This is a genomic window from Heliobacterium chlorum (assembly GCF_014502795.1).
Classification (GTDB): Bacteria; Bacillota; Desulfitobacteriia; order Heliobacteriales; family Heliobacteriaceae; genus Heliobacterium; species Heliobacterium chlorum.
The window spans coordinates 45642-60841 of record NZ_JACVHF010000002.1 but is presented as its reverse complement, the minus strand read 5'-3'; the positions used below and the strand labels follow the sequence as shown (position 1 = coordinate 60841).

Genomic DNA, 15200 nt, shown 5'->3' with positions numbered 1-15200 from the left:
GTGGATTTTTCCGTTTTCTGTTGTTCGTTTTGATACTTCCGAAAAACCTCGGTGAATTCATCAAAGGCTCTAATTGTAGCGCTTAAAACTGCGTCGCTCGTAAAAACTCACCTCCTTCGAGGACATAAGAAACGCACCTCCGCTTGAGAGTCGCTTCATCGTTTCCGGAAGCCTTTGCTGTATTTTCTGCCTATATCCTGCACACCGGCAGGGTCCTCGGAATACCACTTCCACCACTCTCTGAATCGTTGATAGTCCAGAAGGATATCCTCACCTGGCGGATAGTGCTTGTAAATCGCTAAGGTTTGAAAGGCGTTTTGGTACTCCTTCGTGACGTTAACTATCCTTCGCTGGTCGGCTGTCCATTCACTTTGAGCGCCAGGAAAAACGCCGTCAAGATGTTTTCCTGCCGCTCGGCATATTTCTTGCCACTCAAGATTTTGCAGGATAATTGGCACGAAAAAACTCGGGCAGTCTGCCCTCCTTGAATAGCCGCCAGCGGAAGAAAAGCTGAATTAGGGCTTCTTGATTTGTCAGGTCAAGTTCAGCAATTTGCTCGACCAACGAGAAATAGGGCTTACCTTCCTTGGTTTTAGCAGACTCAAATATCTCGGTGAGTAGTTGGTACTCTCTCGCCCGATGTTCATATGTCTGCGCCCGAAGTTGGCGTTCAAGGTCTTCGATCATCTTAGTCTCTTCGATGGCTCTTAACTCATCCTCGTTATGAAAGGTTTCCATGAATTCGGATAATCGCTGTGTTCTTTCTTCGATGGCTTTCTGCCTTTCTTTTTGGAGTTCTTCCGGAAGAAGAGATGCCTCTTCATCGGTGAGTTGGTCTATCGGGCCTAGAAGATCATGCGGAGCCTCTTTGAAGAATCGCTCCAAAGCTTTTCGTTGCTTGGTAGGAGCCTTTAGGTCGATGCCTGCGTCTTTGCAAGCCTTCTCTAACACTCGCGGAAGGAACGCCTCATTAAACATGCCACCTTGAGCCATGAGTTCTTTTAACTTGGATGAGTATGCTTGACTCGCCTTCCCTTTCGCCTGAAGGGTTATCTTATGTAACACAAGGTCAGGCAAGCCGTTAATTTCCGGTTCGTAAATGCCAGACTGGATTTGGTTGAGACGGTTTCGGATCATATCTTCGGTGAGTTCAGCCATCAGTTGGCGCCCTCCTTGACATTCGTTTGGTCCAGGCCAGCAGAGTCGAACTGCCTTGATTCCCTTGCCCGGATGATCGCTCTTTTGTGGGTTACCCTAATCGGTGGAGGTGACTTGGTTGTCAAGATTTATGGACCGAGTGTTTGCGTCTGGATGTAGCTTTGAATATCGCCGCGAGGGAAACACTTGCCATTTGAAACTTACTAGGGACGGCGACGTGTTGTTCGACGGTTCCGGTAACATTGCCGAGCTTGAAAGGCAAGCATTACAGGTTTTGGGAGAGTAACGGGGCGAGTTTGTCGCCCCGTTTTGTTATGCCTTGGCATAAACGACGATAGCCTTGGTATTGGGACCCAGGCCATCAGAACTATGCAGAGTGATGGCGCTGGCCGTTTCAGTGTAGACGCCGGCAGCAGCCGCCGTGCCCTTGGTCAAGCGTTTCACCTGCTTACTGTTCTGGGCTTGAATCAGAACCAGAATCGCGTAGAAGGTGCCGCCGTTGCCATCATCCAGAGGGGCGGCGTCATCGCTCAGATCGAGTGTCGTGACCGCCGTAGCTTCGCCATCAAACTCTTGGATGATGATCTCTTTATCAAAGACCTCGGCATAGGTGAGGGCTTCAAACGGGAACTGCACATTTCCCGTGCGAACTCCCCGCTGTTTGTTACCGATTTTAGCAGTGTCAATCACGCTGCCGCCCAGCGGAGTGACCCCGTCATCGTCGAAGTCTTTCGATACTAGATAAATGGGCATATTGGTATGAGGCGGGTCGTTGATAAAAGCAGAAGGCTGCTTCCGGTTTGCATAGGCCAGGGCGGTTTTTTCACCTCGAGTCCCTTCCACCTCGAAACTACCGGTAACTCCTTCGTAGTTATCGGTAATAGCAACCGGACCACGACCGCCAAAGGTGTTGTTGCCTCGACGCTCAACCTTTCGCTGAGGGTCGAAACCAAAGGCCTGGGTATCGGGAATTTCGCCCCATGCATAAGGGCCACCGATCATAAATAGGTGAGAGTTTTTATTCTGGCGTAAGCCCAAGAGTGATCCCTCCTTCTAATTCATAGGTGACCACCAGCGAACCTGGTAGGTCAGAAAAATGGATTTGTTCGCGGCATCGTTGGGATCTTCGACCTCGTCTAGCAAGGGCGATTTCCCTTCGATAACTTCGAACTTGATTTCCCCTGCCCGAGTAGGGCTTGTAGGATTGGTCCAGTCGTACCGGAGAATGAGGATGCCCGTTCCTGTCAGCCCTGCCAAGGCTTTGCGAACCTTATCTCCAAACTGGCGTGGAAGGTTCCAGTAAAAGTCCACGGATGGATTTGCCGCCCTCATCTTGCATTCCAGTTCGACTTGAACCATCCACCGTTCGCCCCTGACGCCTTGGTCCAACAAGTTGCCAAATGGCGCTTTCTTGGTGTCTGGCATGGGGCGCATGGTCGTCATGATCAGCCACTTTGAGCCTGGATTCCATGAAGCCTTTGACTTGCCGATGAGTTTGAGGTCACTTGTGGAGGCAAGGCCGAAATCAGCATAGCGGCCTTGGATGTACTTAGCGATGGTCGTCATGGTGTTATCCATGACATCACCTCTTTTCTAGGGGATAAGACGAGAGTGTCTGTATCACCCTAAATTTCGGGTGATGTAATGTCGGAAGATTTATTCCCCACACAACGCTTGACGGTTGTAGATGGGAAAAATCCATACAAAGCAAAGATGGTTATCAAGCACGATATCGGCCCAGCAATAAAAAAGGCCTTCTCTCCGCTGGAGGAAGACTCAGTAAGTGACCGGCAATAACTTCCCTTCTCGGGCATGGTCGATCGCGGCCTGCATCTGTTCCTGGAAGTACCGATCGATGAGGGGGATATTACTCCGAAAGAACCCTTTGCCCCTGCTTCCCTTGCGCTTGTAGGTGTAGATAACTTCCTTTCCCTGTCCACGCTGCAGGATGCCCACAGCAAATAGGTAGCGAAGTTGCTTTGCCGTGAGAGGCTTTCGTTCTGTTTCAGGTGATGGGATGCCTAGATCGACATACAGCGCATAGGCCAAGTTCGTTCCAATGACACCGCGATAGCCTTCAATCCTCGTGATGGACTCATCCTTCCCTTGCGCCACGGCTTGCGGATTTCCCTCTGCTCGCATGCCGTACTGGTCGATGAGATAGCCCATCACACTGCTCCTGAGCCTTCCTGTGTCGACCGGGGCACTCTCTGCAATCCTCCCCGCTCCCCACAGCACCGTGCGGGCCACGGCGTTTTTGACGTTCGCATCCAGTAGCTGCTGCGTCTTTTGGGCCAGCTTAATAAGATCTTCCATTCCGGTAAACTTGATTTCAAAAACGGTTTGAACGCTCATTCCTTACCAGCCCTGACGGTGTAGCTCAGTGTACTGCCTAGATAGGTCCGCTTGACGGACTTAGGACGATAAATGGCGCCCATGTAATCGATGCGGTCACCATAAGTCGGTGTCAGGACAGAGGCCCGAATCTTGAACTCCATATCGCCAAAAACGTAGAATCCGCCGCTGTTCTGGATCTCCTCCATGGATAACTCCCGGCAGGATGCTTGGATAGCCGTATCGTCATAATTTGGCGACTCCGCAATCCCTAGCGCAGCGTCACCCGGTGTCATGCCGGTGAACCGTTTGTAGGTGATGGGCTCTTCAATGTCGGCGCCGATGTCCGCCAGATCGGCTTGCATGGTCGCCACGTCTTTTTCGGTCAGCATGGCTTAATACCTCTCTGGGGGATTAAAAGCTCCGGTCCAGGCGATTTCGGCTACAGCGTCGGCAGGCGTAGTCATGGATTGCTGGAGGAAATAAGCGGCCTGCTCTCGGCACTCCTTCGCCTGCATCGTCTTATCGACCGTGCGTCCGTCAGCAGAGAATTTAAAGTTTCGCAAGGAAGCATTCCCGGCTCGGAGCATCCAGAAATGGGCGCTGACTTGATTGACGTCACCCATGCGGTCCAAAAAGGATTGAATCACGTCATCAGCAAAGGTGTATGGCTCTACGCCATCTTGAATGTTCATCCTGACTAAGTCTAAGTCAGTCAATCATATTACCCCCGATCAAAGAGAGAGGCTCGCAGCAAGCCTCTCTCTTATCGTTCGGTTTACGATACTTGGCCTTTGTACATACCCCGGAAGTCCACCGGTTTGGCGCCGGTGATGTGACGGACCTTCCAACGGATCGGCTCATCGTCCATCCCCATAGGATCAGCGGCCATACCATTCAGCGTCGTCCATCCGGAAGACTTGAGAAACAATTGCGGAGCTTCGCCCACACCGCGGAGGAAGCCGACTTCAATGGTGTCGATGGTGGATTTGTCGGCGATCAGGTACCAGTCGTTCGGATCTGTGAGCCAGTCGCAGACAAGGAGTTCCAGCCCAGCGTCTTTCAGGACGTTGGTGTCATTGGGGGCATACGTGGCCGAATCGTTGCCGGCAGAAGGTACCTGGGCGCTGTTCAGCAGCTTGCGGGCTGTCCACTCTAGTTCGACCGGTACAAGCAGGTACTTGGGACGGACATAAATCCGATTACCCTTGGCATCGGTCTGCTTCTTCATGGCGGTGATGCCCGTGGTCAAAGAGGATTCAGATAGACCTTGGGTGCCCAGGTTATTGTGACCAGCAGCGAAAAGGTTCGTGCTGTCGCCCATCACCGGGTTGTTTTCCAAGATGCTGAATACCAGCTTATTCAGTAAGCGAGCCGCAGCACGACCAAAGCGATCCGGTTGCTTCTTAATGGCGTCCATATCATCGTTGACGATGGTTTTGTAGGTCGTGGTGAAGGTGCGGCCATAGATGCCTAAGGCGTACTTCTCTTGGCTTTCCAAGAGAGTGGAGTCTTTGTACTCCCCGACTTCGCCCTTGATTTCTTCGAGGTCATCGGCTTCAGACAGAGAAAGGATGGTTTTCTCTTTGAAATCCGGCAATGTGGCCACGTTGACGATGGACCGCCACTGATCGGGGACTTGTTCGTAAGCCCGTTGTAAGATTTTGCCCAGCGTCGGGGCCAACAGCATGGGGAAGTCAGAAGTCGAGGCAGCTTCACGCAAAACTTCATATACCCGAAGGATAGAGCCTTGATCACTCGCCTCTTTCAGACGAGCTCTTTGTGCGTCGTTAAGACGTGCCAAAATATCGGCCAATGGGTTTCACTCCTTATCATCATTTTGGGCAAGAGAAAAGCCCCTGCACCTTATTTGCAGAGGCTTACCCTTTAAGCTTTACGGGGATGGTGGCTGTTTGGCCGGCAGCGATGGGGGCCAGCGCATAGCCGTAAAGTACACCGGACGTTTTCTTGTTCAGCTTCGGTGTGTCGGCTGCCACTAGATAGATTTCATCACCAACGGCAACGGCGCTGTTTCCGCTGGTGTTAACGGCCTTGACCGTTAGGTTAAATACACCTTGCGTTTCCACGGCACCGCTGTTCGCGCTATCGGCATCTTCAAGGGCGATGCCAGCGATTTGACCGACAACCACAGGGTCACCGGACTTGGTTCCTTCGCCGATCGCCAGGTAGAGTCGACGGCCTTCTTGGACGTAGTTTTTCGCCATGAGTGTTTACCTCCTGGTATGTTTTAATTACTGTTTGGCAGGCTTTTCGGTTACGCCGAACATACCATCCAGCGAGAAACCTGTCCCCGCTGGGGGCTGATCGCCACCGCCACCCATGCCAGTGATTTGGCCGGCAGCCGTCAGTCGGGAGATGTATTCCCGTTCTTCGTTGATGGCCTTGTCGCAAGCCTCCTTCAGCTTGTCACTGTCGAGGGAGCCGTCTTTGGCGTAGTCTGCAGCGGCCAACAGGCGGAACAGTTTGTCTTGGGTGATGTCGGGTAGCTTAGATTCTTTCAACTTAGCCCGAATGGCCGGCTCTGCCTCCATTTGAACACGGGCCTTGGTCATTTGCTCGGCGGCCTGCTTAGCCGGGGCCATGGCAGCTTCCACAATCCTGGTTACCTCGCTGGAGATGGTGGCCTGCAATGTGGCTGCATCGATGCCGGCTATTCCTACGGGGGCACCAACAATGCCAGCAGGTGCAGCTGCTTCTTTAGTTTGGGTGATTTGGGCAAACAGATCGGGGCGGCTTGCTTTCAATTGGTCAATGGTCAGGTTTTTGAGATCCAAGTCAATGTCCTCCTTCGCGCTCTCTATGAGCTGATCAACTGTCCCGCCCGCAGCGGGCTTTGTGACAATATCGACGCTTCGTAGGCCGATGGCCGATTCTACGATCTTGCCTCGGCGGCCTTCTGCGTCTCCGATTCGGGTCGTTCCATAGCCGTCAATCGAGGGGCCAACCAGGACAATGCCCTTCTCATTGTTAAGCTTCTCGGCCTCGGCAATGGCCGCCTTGAGCCATGATGCCGACTCTAGTAAAGTCAAGGTGGCCGTGGCTCTTCCGTCAGGCTCTACCTTGGCATCGGACCAATAACCGACAAGATCGCGAGTAGACCGTTCCGGCTTCTCTCTCTCTTCCCTGTCGGTCTGGTGATCAGCATAGGCTTTGGCGCCTTCCAGCAAGGGGGCCAAGCTGGTGACGAATTGCTTGGTATAATACTTATCGCCAAGACTTCCGTCCAATCGGATGTTCCACCCAGGGCGAAGGACCGTCATGCGCCATTTGTTACCGCCCATTGGAGTGGCAGCTTCGGTCAGGCGGGTAAGGCCATCAAAATCTCCTTGCTCGGTGGCCCCTTCCGTCAAACTGGTCGTTACTGGTGCCGGACCAGCGCTCCCACCGGGTTTCAACTGCCACACTCGCTCCACTTCTTGCCATTGGCCGATGGTGACGTTGCCGGCAGCATCCACCGTGTAATCAACACGATACCACTTGCCGTCCTGCTCGTCTTCGACGATACAATAGTCTGGGTACACGTTGTCGATGCTCAGCCAGTACCGATACATGCGGTTTCCCTGGTCATCCTTTGAGTCAATCATGGCAATGATTTTGTCGCGGATATCACCGAAGCTGGCAGCTTCTTTTAAGCTGTCGGGGATGAGCTGGCCTTGCTTTCGTAGGGCAAATAAGGCTTTATTCAGATTGCGATCCATACTGAGGTTTATCACCTCCTTCTCTTAATATTAAGGCAAAAGAAAAAAGGCCAATGAATGGCCTTTTTTCCTGTTGTTTTTATTTGACTTCTGCGATAGTTCCTATCTCTTCTTCGGACACTTCTACAAGTTGTCCTTTTGGGTAAACATCATCTATCAAGACTTCTACCATGTACGTTATTTCATCGTCATGGATATACTCAATCGGCTTGCACGCTAGCTTCGCCCCATCGGTATACGTCAATATAACGGGTTTGCCTCGTAAGCTATCGAGTTGACTTAACTTGGTCATTTTCATCATCCCCTACAGGGTACATATGTATTCCTGTTCTAGAATACACGACTAAGATAGAACTTGTATCAACAAATTCTCCCTTATCTTTATTGTAGTATTTCCCAACAATCATGTCATTAACTTTTATCTTTTCTTTCGGCGGTCTACCTTTGCTTTGAACGATGATTCTTCCTGTTCCAGCAAAGCGATGAACAATCTCTTGCGGATTGAGATGTGCGTTTAGAACACTCGGTTTATCTCCCTTTAGCGCCAAGCTTGAAGCGTAATCGTTATACTCTTTAGTACCTTCCAGATGCTTGTTTTGTTTGTTCGCATTGATTTTTAATTTGTACTTACCTTGTATGATATCGCTACGAGCACGTTCAGCTTCATTAAGAGAAGACTCTTTTTTCTCTTTTTGCTTCTTGAGTTTTTGCAGTTGATCAGCCTTGAAAGCTTTTGTGTTTTCGTTGGCTAATGCGTCTGCAATTTTGCCTTCTTCTTCGCTAGTAGCAATATCAGGAACGATAAAACAACGACAGCGAGGATGTGCTGGCGGACCACCGAAAGGTATCTTGTCGATGGGGAATAGCTTCCGGTGCAGAGGGCCACAAACCTTACATACCCGTTCATCAGCAGCCGTAAGCCATTTAACTCGTTTTACGCCGTAGGATTCATAAACGAATTTAGCCCCCTGGTTAGAAGCCCGCAGAATTTCCGTTCGAGCCACGACGACAGCCCGCTTCTCTACCAAAGGCCAAATGCCCTTATCCAGCTTCGTGTTCCGCAGTCGCTTAGCGATATCGGGAATCGATTCCCCTTGTATGTAGCCAAGCTGCAATTGCTCCCGAATCTGCTGTTTGACTTCCAACGAGACCTTACGAATCAGGTCTAACTGATAGTCCTGCAAGTACGATATGGCAGGCATGTGGACCATCGTAAAGCCAGCCTTAATGCCCAGCGCCGCCATTCCAGCGTCAGCACCCAGTTTAATGGCCTGCAAGGATAAGGGAGCCAGCGGAGACGAGATCGGCACGTCTGACCTACCGCGAACCCATGCCTCGGCATTCACCGTCATGGTGTCGCATATCCGGTCAATATCCTGAAGGATGCCTTCCAGTCGAGTTTTTTCCCAATTCTCGACCGTGGCCAGCTTCGCTTTGATTTCCGTCTCAGCCTGCTTGAAGATAGCCAGCAGTGCCTTGAGCTTCTTCTTCTCCCAAGTAGCAAGCTTCCGGTTCAGTCCATCGTGGAGCTTTTCAATGGCGTCGATATCAATCGGTGTCGCCATCTAGATCGTCCTCATCGTCTTCTGGATTGCCGTCAGGAGGATTAAACGCCGGATATTTGTTCGTCTCATCTTCCAGTCGGCGCTTCTGATCAGCTTCATACTCAGCCTGCATCATGGCTTGCTCTTGCTCCCAATCCTCCACGCCGAGAGAGAGCGCTGCTGTCTGCTTCGACTTGACGCCGATTTCGATTTGCTTCGCTAAGGCATTTGTGAGCTTTTCGATGTCCTTATCCACCAGTGGGGGGAAGTCAATGTCAATGTGGACATGATCGGTCGACAGTTCAAGTTCAATTTCCTTGCCACCGGCTTGACGTTTTACGGTCGTTTTCTCCGGCAACGTCCCTGCCTCAACAGCTGCCCGAATCACCCTTCGAAAGATCGCTAAGAAAGTCTCTTCGAAAAGCTTCTGCCGCCATTCAAACATTTTGAGCATCGGGATTTCCATGCTGTCGGCTCCGGCTCGAGTGGAAATCTTGCTGTCGCCGAACCAGTGCTCAAAGATACCTGAGCCAGCGCAAATCATCAGCTTTATGGCTCGACCATCCTCTGAAGCGTCCTCAGCCTTTACGTCACTGTTAATGACGGACCACTCGACGCCTTCATTCTCCACGATGACACCGCCTATTTTGGGAGGCTCAGGCCTATCGAGCACTGCATTAACGACCTTGTTTATGCCATTGACCACAGCCTCGGCAGCCGTTTGAACCATCCTTGCAGCGCCTTTGATTTTCTTCTTCCAGGCAAAGACGGCCTTGGCTTTGTTAATTTTCGCTCGGTCTTCCAGCCAGTCTTTATACGCCGTCAGGTAACCTAAGACTCGGTTCAAGGGTGAGTGACCGAACTTCGCATAAAGAGGAACACCAATCTTCATATGCAGGACATCTTCGGCAGGGATGTACTCAGCGTTTTGTCCGGTATGATCAATATACTGGTTGTATTGCTTCGACTGCGGATCCCATCGCTGTTCCGTCCACTCTCGCTTGTACCAAACCGGAGTTTCGGCATCATCCGGATCGGTGAGAACATCAGTGATTTGCCATGCCGGGATACACCTAACTTTTACCCTGCCAGTGAATTGGTCCGTAAAAAAGCGTAAATAAAACTCCCCGTCGATTTCGATGTCGTCGGAGAGTTGCGCTTGCCTCATGAACCATTTATTCGATTCATCCTGCCAAAAGGCTTTCAGGATTTCTTGGACCTCTGGGTCCTCGGCTTTAAAACTGATGCCCTGCCCGATCGTGAAGTGACGCTTGATGTCAACGATTTGCCCGGCCATAGGGTTTCGCTTGTAGGCATCGCGAGTCTTTTCAATCACTCGCCGTCGTTCATCGCCAGTGAGTTCCCATGGTGCTTGGCTGCTGATGCTTGAAACATTGGTCCATCCCCGCTCCTCGGCCTGCATCGCGGCCACGGCTTCCGTCAGCTTGGTGATGGACTCATTCATTTGGTTGAGTTCTGGCGCCATGACTCGCTGGGCGACGGCGCGAAGAGGGTTTTTCATGCTTGGGTGTCACCTCGCTTTCTAAAACGCCGAATCGTTGTACACCGCATCGATGGGCGCCATATACACCGGGGCAAACGACAAAATAACGGCATCGGCTCGGTCCGGCGACCTTCCGATGCGCTTCTTCGTCTCTTCCTTCTCTTCGACCTTGATCTGGCCTTTCGAGGTAAACTTATACTTTATCCCGCAAAGGTCAGCCATCAGCTCGTCATCTGGTGGCAATCCGATCGGATGTGGATTTACCCGTGGATCGGGATTCAGCAAGTCACGCATCATCCACCAGAGCTCAGACCTTAAATTGACGAAGCGCAATTTAGACTTATCCGGGTCGGTGTTATCACTGTCCAGCTTTTCCCGCGAGGCTTCCGCCACGTTGATACCGAACACTGGATATCCTAGCTCAGCTAATCGGTCAACGACGCCAGCACCGTAACCGATGACGTCGACCTTAATCGATTCGGCCAAAACCTCTCTGAATTCATGAATCACACGGCCCACGGTTTCCATGGTGTCCTGCTTGACGTACACATTGAGAGGCATGACCTTCAATCCCCGCCGGTTGGCAACGACCGTCTTGTCTGAGCCGTAACGAGCCACGTCGACACCTAGCTCATTGGGTACCGCATCATCGGACATCTCATGCCACCTAGACATGGCCATTTCAATCCAGTTCAACGGAATTAAGGTATCCTCGGCCTCTGCCGGGAATTGACCTTTCACCCGGGCATGATAGGCAGGCGAGTCGGGTCCCCACTGCACATGCTTGTCGGCGACCCATGCCGGGGTGATGAGTTTTGGATTGAACAGTGGCCCGGTGATTTTGCTTTCCCATGTGCCGTCCGCGACGTCTTGCTCAGTAATGCCAAACTCGGTAAAGTTCGGCGTGTCAAAGGCAGAAATGGCAATGGTGTTCCATCCTGGATTACGGAAGGCTTTATAGAACGTGCCGGACAACGCAGTAGGGTTTCCCAACAGCAAGAGGCGGGCATGTTCTGACGTAAGTACGCCTTCCACCGCTTCGAAGATGTCTTCTGGCACACCGGCCGCTTCATCCACCACGACCAAAATGTATTTTTCATGGAAGCCCTGGAACCGGTTCGGGTCATTCGTCGATAAGCCAGCAGCATACCATTCATCTTGCACGACCTGAATCGTGGGAGAAGTGGGGAGGATGCGACCGCCGAGTGGCATCTTCGCCCTTTTATATGAGGCGCGGACCTCTTTCCAAACGAGTTTTTCGACCTGCCGCCATGTTGGTGCTGTCGATAGGACGATAGCATTGGGATGGTTGTACAAAAACCAGAGAATGATTTGACCGGAAACGAAAGATTTGCCGATACCGTGGCAGCTTCTGACTGCAGTTCGAGGATTATCCCTGACCGATTCCATAATCTCAATCTGTTTGGACCATGGCTCTACGCCCAGGATGTTTTTCGTCCACCAGGTTGGATCTCTCTGCCCCTTCAAGATGAGCTTGCGGGCATCAGTTGGCGTCGGCTTCATCATTTGGTGTTTCACCCGCCAGTTTCATCAACTCGGCCCAACTCATCCCCTTGTTTTCGTCAGGGTTTTCGATCTTGGCGACTTCGGCCTTTAGCTTGGCGATACGGGCTTTTTGTTCTTCGGTGGCGAGGTCAGATTTGCAGAGTTCTTCGTACTTGGCGATCATTCCTTGCAGGGTAGACATCGCTCGAGATTGGGCCGTCAGGAAAGCTGCATGCTTATCCCACGGGAATTGAATCTCGAACTCCCGTTCATAGCCACTTTCGCTTTCCTTCTCCCTGCGAAGGTGCTCGGTGATGTCTTCCTTATCCTTGACGAACATAATCTTCTGAGCCCTGGCTATTGCCACATACTGAATGACGATGTTCTCCCAGAGGATGTCGATGGGATTCTTTTCCGAGATGGCCTCGACGATGGCATGGGTTTCGGGGTCATCCGGCAATATCTTGGAGAAGAACCCAAATTTGAGATTCTTCTTGTTGCCGTATGGCCCGCCCTTGCCGCCCCGGTTGCCCTTCGCGTTCTGATTGCCAGGTGGACCACTCCTGCCTTTCTTGCTGGCGTGAGGCTTCCCTTTCGGCGCTCCCCGCTTCTTGGGTGCTAGAGGTTCATCCCGCAACGCAACGCCATCATCATTGATTGGCGTTGCGTTGCATTCATCTCCCTGTAAGCGTTGCGTTGCATCGGTGGACGAGTTTTCCCCGGTTGGCTCACTCTTCGTCCACCCTTCTCTCGCCTTCCGACTTCGGACTGTGCCAGCAGAGACACCGTACTTTTTCGCAAGATCCGTGGGTTGTGCATCTGTGGTTTCATACTCTTGACGGATGGCTTGCCAGTCTAGATGATAATCATTGGACATCGCCTCCCACCTACTTTGCTGTTGGTTTATTTTTGAAACGTAAATCGCGCAAGTCGCTTCGCTGAAGCTCAATATCTAAACGGATGAGCTTCTGGAGGTCATCGACACTTTGAATCTTGATGTCGCCGGCTTGGAAATCTTTAATCCACTGCCCAATACCCGCCTGAATCACTTTGCGGTACTTGGTCCTGGATTCCTTGATGCCTTTTTCGATTTCTTCTTGTTCCTGAGAAATGGATAGTTCTTTTTTGTTCGTCAACTTGTGACACCCCCGCCCATTATGTAAAATGGAAAGCGAGATAGCAGCTTGCGAACCGTGGCCACGGATATCTGCTATCTCCTGCCGGGGGTGCCTGGCATGAGCAAAGGGAGGGTGTTAGCGCACCCTCCCCATTTTTATGTATTGAGCAATATGGCTTTCTGTCCGGTGAATTCTTCCCACCGCTTAATCTGGACATCGACATATACCGGATCGAGTTCCATGATTCTGGCGCTTCGCCCGGTCTGCTCGGCAGCTACCAGCGTCGAACCGCCGCCACCGAACAAATCAAGCACGATATCGCCAGGCTTGCAGGAGTTCTTAATCGCCCGGGCCGGAATGCCGACTGGCTTCATCGTCGGATGGTCACCGTTCTTTGTCGGCTTTTCAAACCGCCAGATAGTCGTGAGCGAATCGTCTCCTTGATGCAGGACTTCGTAGGACGGCACCTTAATTGTCAGGTCGTGGATGCCCGTGGAGAAGGTAAGCACGATTCCATCCGCTTCCTCGCGAACCGTCACGCCTGGGGCTTCATCGATGATGGTCGACTGTTTGCGGCCGCCATACCACTTGTGTCCTGTCCCCGGCTTCCATCCGTAGAGAATCGGCTCGTGCTTCCACTGGTAGTCCTGTCGGCCCATCACGAACTGATTCTTTACCCAGATGATGCACTGCTTTACAAGCCATCCGGCCTCTCGCATGGCACCGCGAAAGTTGGATCCCTCAGAGTCGGCATGGCAAATATAAACCGCTCCCCCTGGCTTTGTCACTTTTTCCATGCAAGTGAACGCTGCCAGCAGGAAGCGGTAAAAGGAGTCGCTGTCCATGTGGTCGTTTTGAATTTTCTTGCCGTTTTCGGATTCGTAGTTGACGTTGTAGGGCGGATCGGTGAATACCATATCGGCCTGTTGCCCATCCATCAGCTTTTCCACGTCTGTCAGTACGGTGGAATCTCCGCACATCAACCGGTGACGGCCAAGTTGCCAGATATCGCCCGGCTTTGAAGTCGGTTCCGTGATTTGCTCCGCTTCTGCGACGGGGTCAAAGTCGTCTGCATCCCCGGTGTCGATTGGTAGTTCAGCCATCAACTCCGCGAGTTCGTCGCTACCAAAACCGGTTAACTCCATGTCGAAGTCAGCGTTATCAATTTCCTGCAGCAGTTCCTTCAGGATGTCGTGATCAATTTCGCTGAGCTCCGATAACCGGTTGTCGGCGATCAGGTCAGCCCATTCCTCGGCTTCGCTGGCGTAGTCTTGATAGTCCACCGGCACTTCGGAAAGGTTGAGCTTTCTGGCGGCCATTAGCCTGCCGTGGCCGCGAACGATGAAGCCGCTCCTCTTAGAAACGGTAATCGGGACTCGCCAGCCTTGGGCCTCGATAATTTTCGCCAGCAGAACGATTTGATTCTCCGGGTGCTGGTTCGGGTTTCGAGGATTGGGGATGACTTTTTCTATGGGCACTATGTCTGTGTGGGCGCAATGGATTGTAGGCGGCATGGCGATGCCTCCGTTCCGATTGAATAATTTCTGTGCTAAGTTTTGTATTTCTACTACAAAAGCCGTCACAGATTGTTTTTGCTACTTGTCAGGGCTGTAAACTCCATGGTGAAAGGCGTCCTTTTTGTGGCGTCTCGCAATTTCACCAGAAAGGAGAATGTCCTATGTTGTTCACAAACCTTCCGTACGCCCTTTTCGCTTTGGCGATCTGGGTGTTCCTCTACTTCGTGTTGGCGCCGATTTGGCCTGCCTAACATGAAGTGTCCCGGCGGCCGGCGCCCCCATCTTGCAGGTGAGCGCCGGAGCCTTGCCGGCAAGCAATATAAAAAAGACGCCCGACTCCTGGCAGAGAGTGGCGTCTTTTTTGCATAATAATTTTAGCTAGGCCCCATGGTTCCTTTAGCCATCTCCGCCAGGGCTTTAGCGCAGATGTCCTTTGCCTGTTCCCATCCCCATTTTAAGCATTCTTCCATAAGCTTCTTAATTTTTTGGTTTCCGTTATCCGTTGGTTCGATTGATGCTTTTGATTCAACGAAACTGATTCCTTCCCGACTCATCATTGCCTTATGCATCAAATACTCTACTTCGTTATCTCCGCTAACCGCAATAACTTTATCAATTAGCCCTTCGTTAGACAGCTTGCTTATTGCAACGTTAAAAGCGGAACGAGAAATACCAATGGATTCCGGTGTAACGTTAGTCATGTCGGGTATATCTTTTTGGTACTCGGTATAAATCGCAAGAAGCACTTTCTGTTTTGCATCCAACTTTGTCATATCGAGGTTCATCTTAAGTACCTGCCT

General features: G+C 51.6%; 18 protein-coding genes. All 18 read right to left on the bottom strand.

Annotation, left to right across the window (positions count from 1 at the left end; genetic code table 11):
* Positions 1–155 precede the first annotated feature (155 nt).
* A complete protein-coding gene (locus tag H1S01_RS03360) occupies positions 156–458 on the bottom strand; it encodes a hypothetical protein (RefSeq protein ID WP_188038707.1) in 303 nt (100 codons plus the stop codon).
* Positions 433–1158: a hypothetical protein gene (locus H1S01_RS03355; RefSeq protein WP_188038706.1), complete on the bottom strand. Its 726-nt coding sequence runs from the start codon at positions 1156–1158 to the stop codon at positions 433–435. The genes H1S01_RS03360 and H1S01_RS03355 overlap by 26 nt, the downstream gene beginning before the upstream one ends.
* Before the next feature lie 312 nt (positions 1159–1470).
* Positions 1471–2196 carry a hypothetical protein gene (locus H1S01_RS03350; protein ID WP_188038705.1) on the bottom strand — a complete coding sequence of 242 codons (726 nt, stop codon included), beginning with the start codon at positions 2194–2196 and terminating at the stop codon, positions 1471–1473.
* 15 nt (positions 2197–2211) lie between these two features.
* Positions 2212–2736, bottom strand: coding sequence for a hypothetical protein (locus H1S01_RS03345; protein WP_188038704.1), 525 nt, complete (start codon positions 2734–2736; stop codon positions 2212–2214).
* Positions 2737–2934: 198 nt separating this feature from the next.
* Complete coding sequence (locus H1S01_RS03340) at positions 2935–3513, bottom strand: HK97 gp10 family phage protein (RefSeq protein ID WP_188038703.1); 579 nt, start codon at positions 3511–3513, stop codon at positions 2935–2937.
* Positions 3510–3884, bottom strand: coding sequence for a hypothetical protein (locus H1S01_RS03335; RefSeq protein WP_188038702.1), 375 nt, complete (start codon positions 3882–3884; stop codon positions 3510–3512). The genes H1S01_RS03340 and H1S01_RS03335 overlap by 4 nt, the downstream gene beginning before the upstream one ends.
* Positions 3885–3887: 3 nt before the next feature.
* Positions 3888–4211, bottom strand: a complete 324-nt coding sequence (locus tag H1S01_RS03330) for a hypothetical protein (RefSeq protein WP_188038701.1) — start codon at positions 4209–4211, stop codon at positions 3888–3890.
* A gap of 59 nt (positions 4212–4270) precedes the next feature.
* Positions 4271–5308 carry a phage major capsid protein gene (locus H1S01_RS03325; protein WP_188038700.1) on the bottom strand — a complete coding sequence of 346 codons (1038 nt, stop codon included), beginning with the start codon at positions 5306–5308 and terminating at the stop codon, positions 4271–4273.
* 64 nt (positions 5309–5372) lie between these two features.
* Positions 5373–5717 (bottom strand): DUF2190 family protein, encoded by a 345-nt coding sequence (locus tag H1S01_RS03320; RefSeq protein WP_188038699.1) that lies wholly within the window; start codon positions 5715–5717, stop codon positions 5373–5375.
* Positions 5718–5744: 27 nt separating this feature from the next.
* Positions 5745–7211, bottom strand: coding sequence for a hypothetical protein (locus H1S01_RS03315; RefSeq protein ID WP_188038698.1), 1467 nt, complete (start codon positions 7209–7211; stop codon positions 5745–5747).
* Positions 7212–7290: 79 nt separating this feature from the next.
* Positions 7291–7503: a hypothetical protein gene (locus H1S01_RS03310; RefSeq protein WP_188038697.1), complete on the bottom strand. Its 213-nt coding sequence runs from the start codon at positions 7501–7503 to the stop codon at positions 7291–7293.
* On the bottom strand, positions 7478–8776 hold the full coding sequence (locus H1S01_RS03305) for a phage minor head protein (RefSeq protein WP_188038696.1): 1299 nt from the start codon (positions 8774–8776) through the stop codon (positions 7478–7480). Before H1S01_RS03305 ends, H1S01_RS03310 begins: the two co-directional genes overlap by 26 nt.
* Entirely contained in the window at positions 8760–10277 is a 1518-nt protein-coding gene (locus tag H1S01_RS03300) for a phage portal protein (RefSeq protein ID WP_188038695.1), read from the bottom strand. Before H1S01_RS03300 ends, H1S01_RS03305 begins: the two co-directional genes overlap by 17 nt.
* Before the next feature lie 21 nt (positions 10278–10298).
* Entirely contained in the window at positions 10299–11786 is a 1488-nt protein-coding gene (locus H1S01_RS03295; protein ID WP_207732169.1) for a hypothetical protein, read from the bottom strand.
* On the bottom strand, positions 11764–12642 hold the full coding sequence (terS, locus tag H1S01_RS03290; RefSeq protein ID WP_188038694.1) for a phage terminase small subunit: 879 nt from the start codon (positions 12640–12642) through the stop codon (positions 11764–11766). The genes H1S01_RS03295 and terS overlap by 23 nt, the downstream gene beginning before the upstream one ends.
* Before the next feature lie 10 nt (positions 12643–12652).
* Complete coding sequence (locus H1S01_RS03285) at positions 12653–12901, bottom strand: hypothetical protein (RefSeq protein ID WP_188038693.1); 249 nt, start codon at positions 12899–12901, stop codon at positions 12653–12655.
* A 137-nt stretch (positions 12902–13038) separates the two neighbouring features.
* Positions 13039–14397 (bottom strand): site-specific DNA-methyltransferase, encoded by a 1359-nt coding sequence (locus H1S01_RS03280; RefSeq protein WP_188038692.1) that lies wholly within the window; start codon positions 14395–14397, stop codon positions 13039–13041.
* A 377-nt stretch (positions 14398–14774) separates the two neighbouring features.
* The gene (locus tag H1S01_RS03275) at positions 14775–15185 is read right to left on the bottom strand and encodes a YjcQ family protein (RefSeq protein WP_188038691.1); all 411 of its coding nucleotides are present in this window, start codon (positions 15183–15185) and stop codon (positions 14775–14777) included.
* Positions 15186–15200: the final 15 nt, after the last annotated feature.

What these genes read in the sequence shown, in the direction of transcription:
- H1S01_RS03295 (WP_207732169.1), bottom strand. Translation starts at nt 11,786, where the DNA reads ATGATGAAGCCGACGCCAACTGATGCCCGCAAGCTCATCTTGAAGGGG.
- H1S01_RS03345 (WP_188038704.1), bottom strand. Translation starts at nt 2,736, where the DNA reads ATGGATAACACCATGACGACCATCGCTAAGTACATCCAAGGCCGCTAT.
- H1S01_RS03300 (WP_188038695.1), bottom strand. Translation starts at nt 10,277, where the DNA reads ATGAAAAACCCTCTTCGCGCCGTCGCCCAGCGAGTCATGGCGCCAGAA.
- H1S01_RS03315 (WP_188038698.1), bottom strand. Translation starts at nt 7,211, where the DNA reads ATGGATCGCAATCTGAATAAAGCCTTATTTGCCCTACGAAAGCAAGGC.
- H1S01_RS03335 (WP_188038702.1), bottom strand. Translation starts at nt 3,884, where the DNA reads ATGCTGACCGAAAAAGACGTGGCGACCATGCAAGCCGATCTGGCGGAC.
- H1S01_RS03340 (WP_188038703.1), bottom strand. Translation starts at nt 3,513, where the DNA reads ATGAGCGTTCAAACCGTTTTTGAAATCAAGTTTACCGGAATGGAAGAT.
- H1S01_RS03310 (WP_188038697.1), bottom strand. Translation starts at nt 7,503, where the DNA reads ATGACCAAGTTAAGTCAACTCGATAGCTTACGAGGCAAACCCGTTATA.
- H1S01_RS03275 (WP_188038691.1), bottom strand. Translation starts at nt 15,185, where the DNA reads ATGAACCTCGATATGACAAAGTTGGATGCAAAACAGAAAGTGCTTCTT.
- H1S01_RS03320 (WP_188038699.1), bottom strand. Translation starts at nt 5,717, where the DNA reads ATGGCGAAAAACTACGTCCAAGAAGGCCGTCGACTCTACCTGGCGATC.
- terS (WP_188038694.1), bottom strand. Translation starts at nt 12,642, where the DNA reads ATGTCCAATGATTATCATCTAGACTGGCAAGCCATCCGTCAAGAGTAT.
- H1S01_RS03280 (WP_188038692.1), bottom strand. Translation starts at nt 14,397, where the DNA reads ATGCCGCCTACAATCCATTGCGCCCACACAGACATAGTGCCCATAGAA.
- H1S01_RS03305 (WP_188038696.1), bottom strand. Translation starts at nt 8,776, where the DNA reads ATGGCGACACCGATTGATATCGACGCCATTGAAAAGCTCCACGATGGA.
- H1S01_RS03355 (WP_188038706.1), bottom strand. Translation starts at nt 1,158, where the DNA reads ATGGCTGAACTCACCGAAGATATGATCCGAAACCGTCTCAACCAAATC.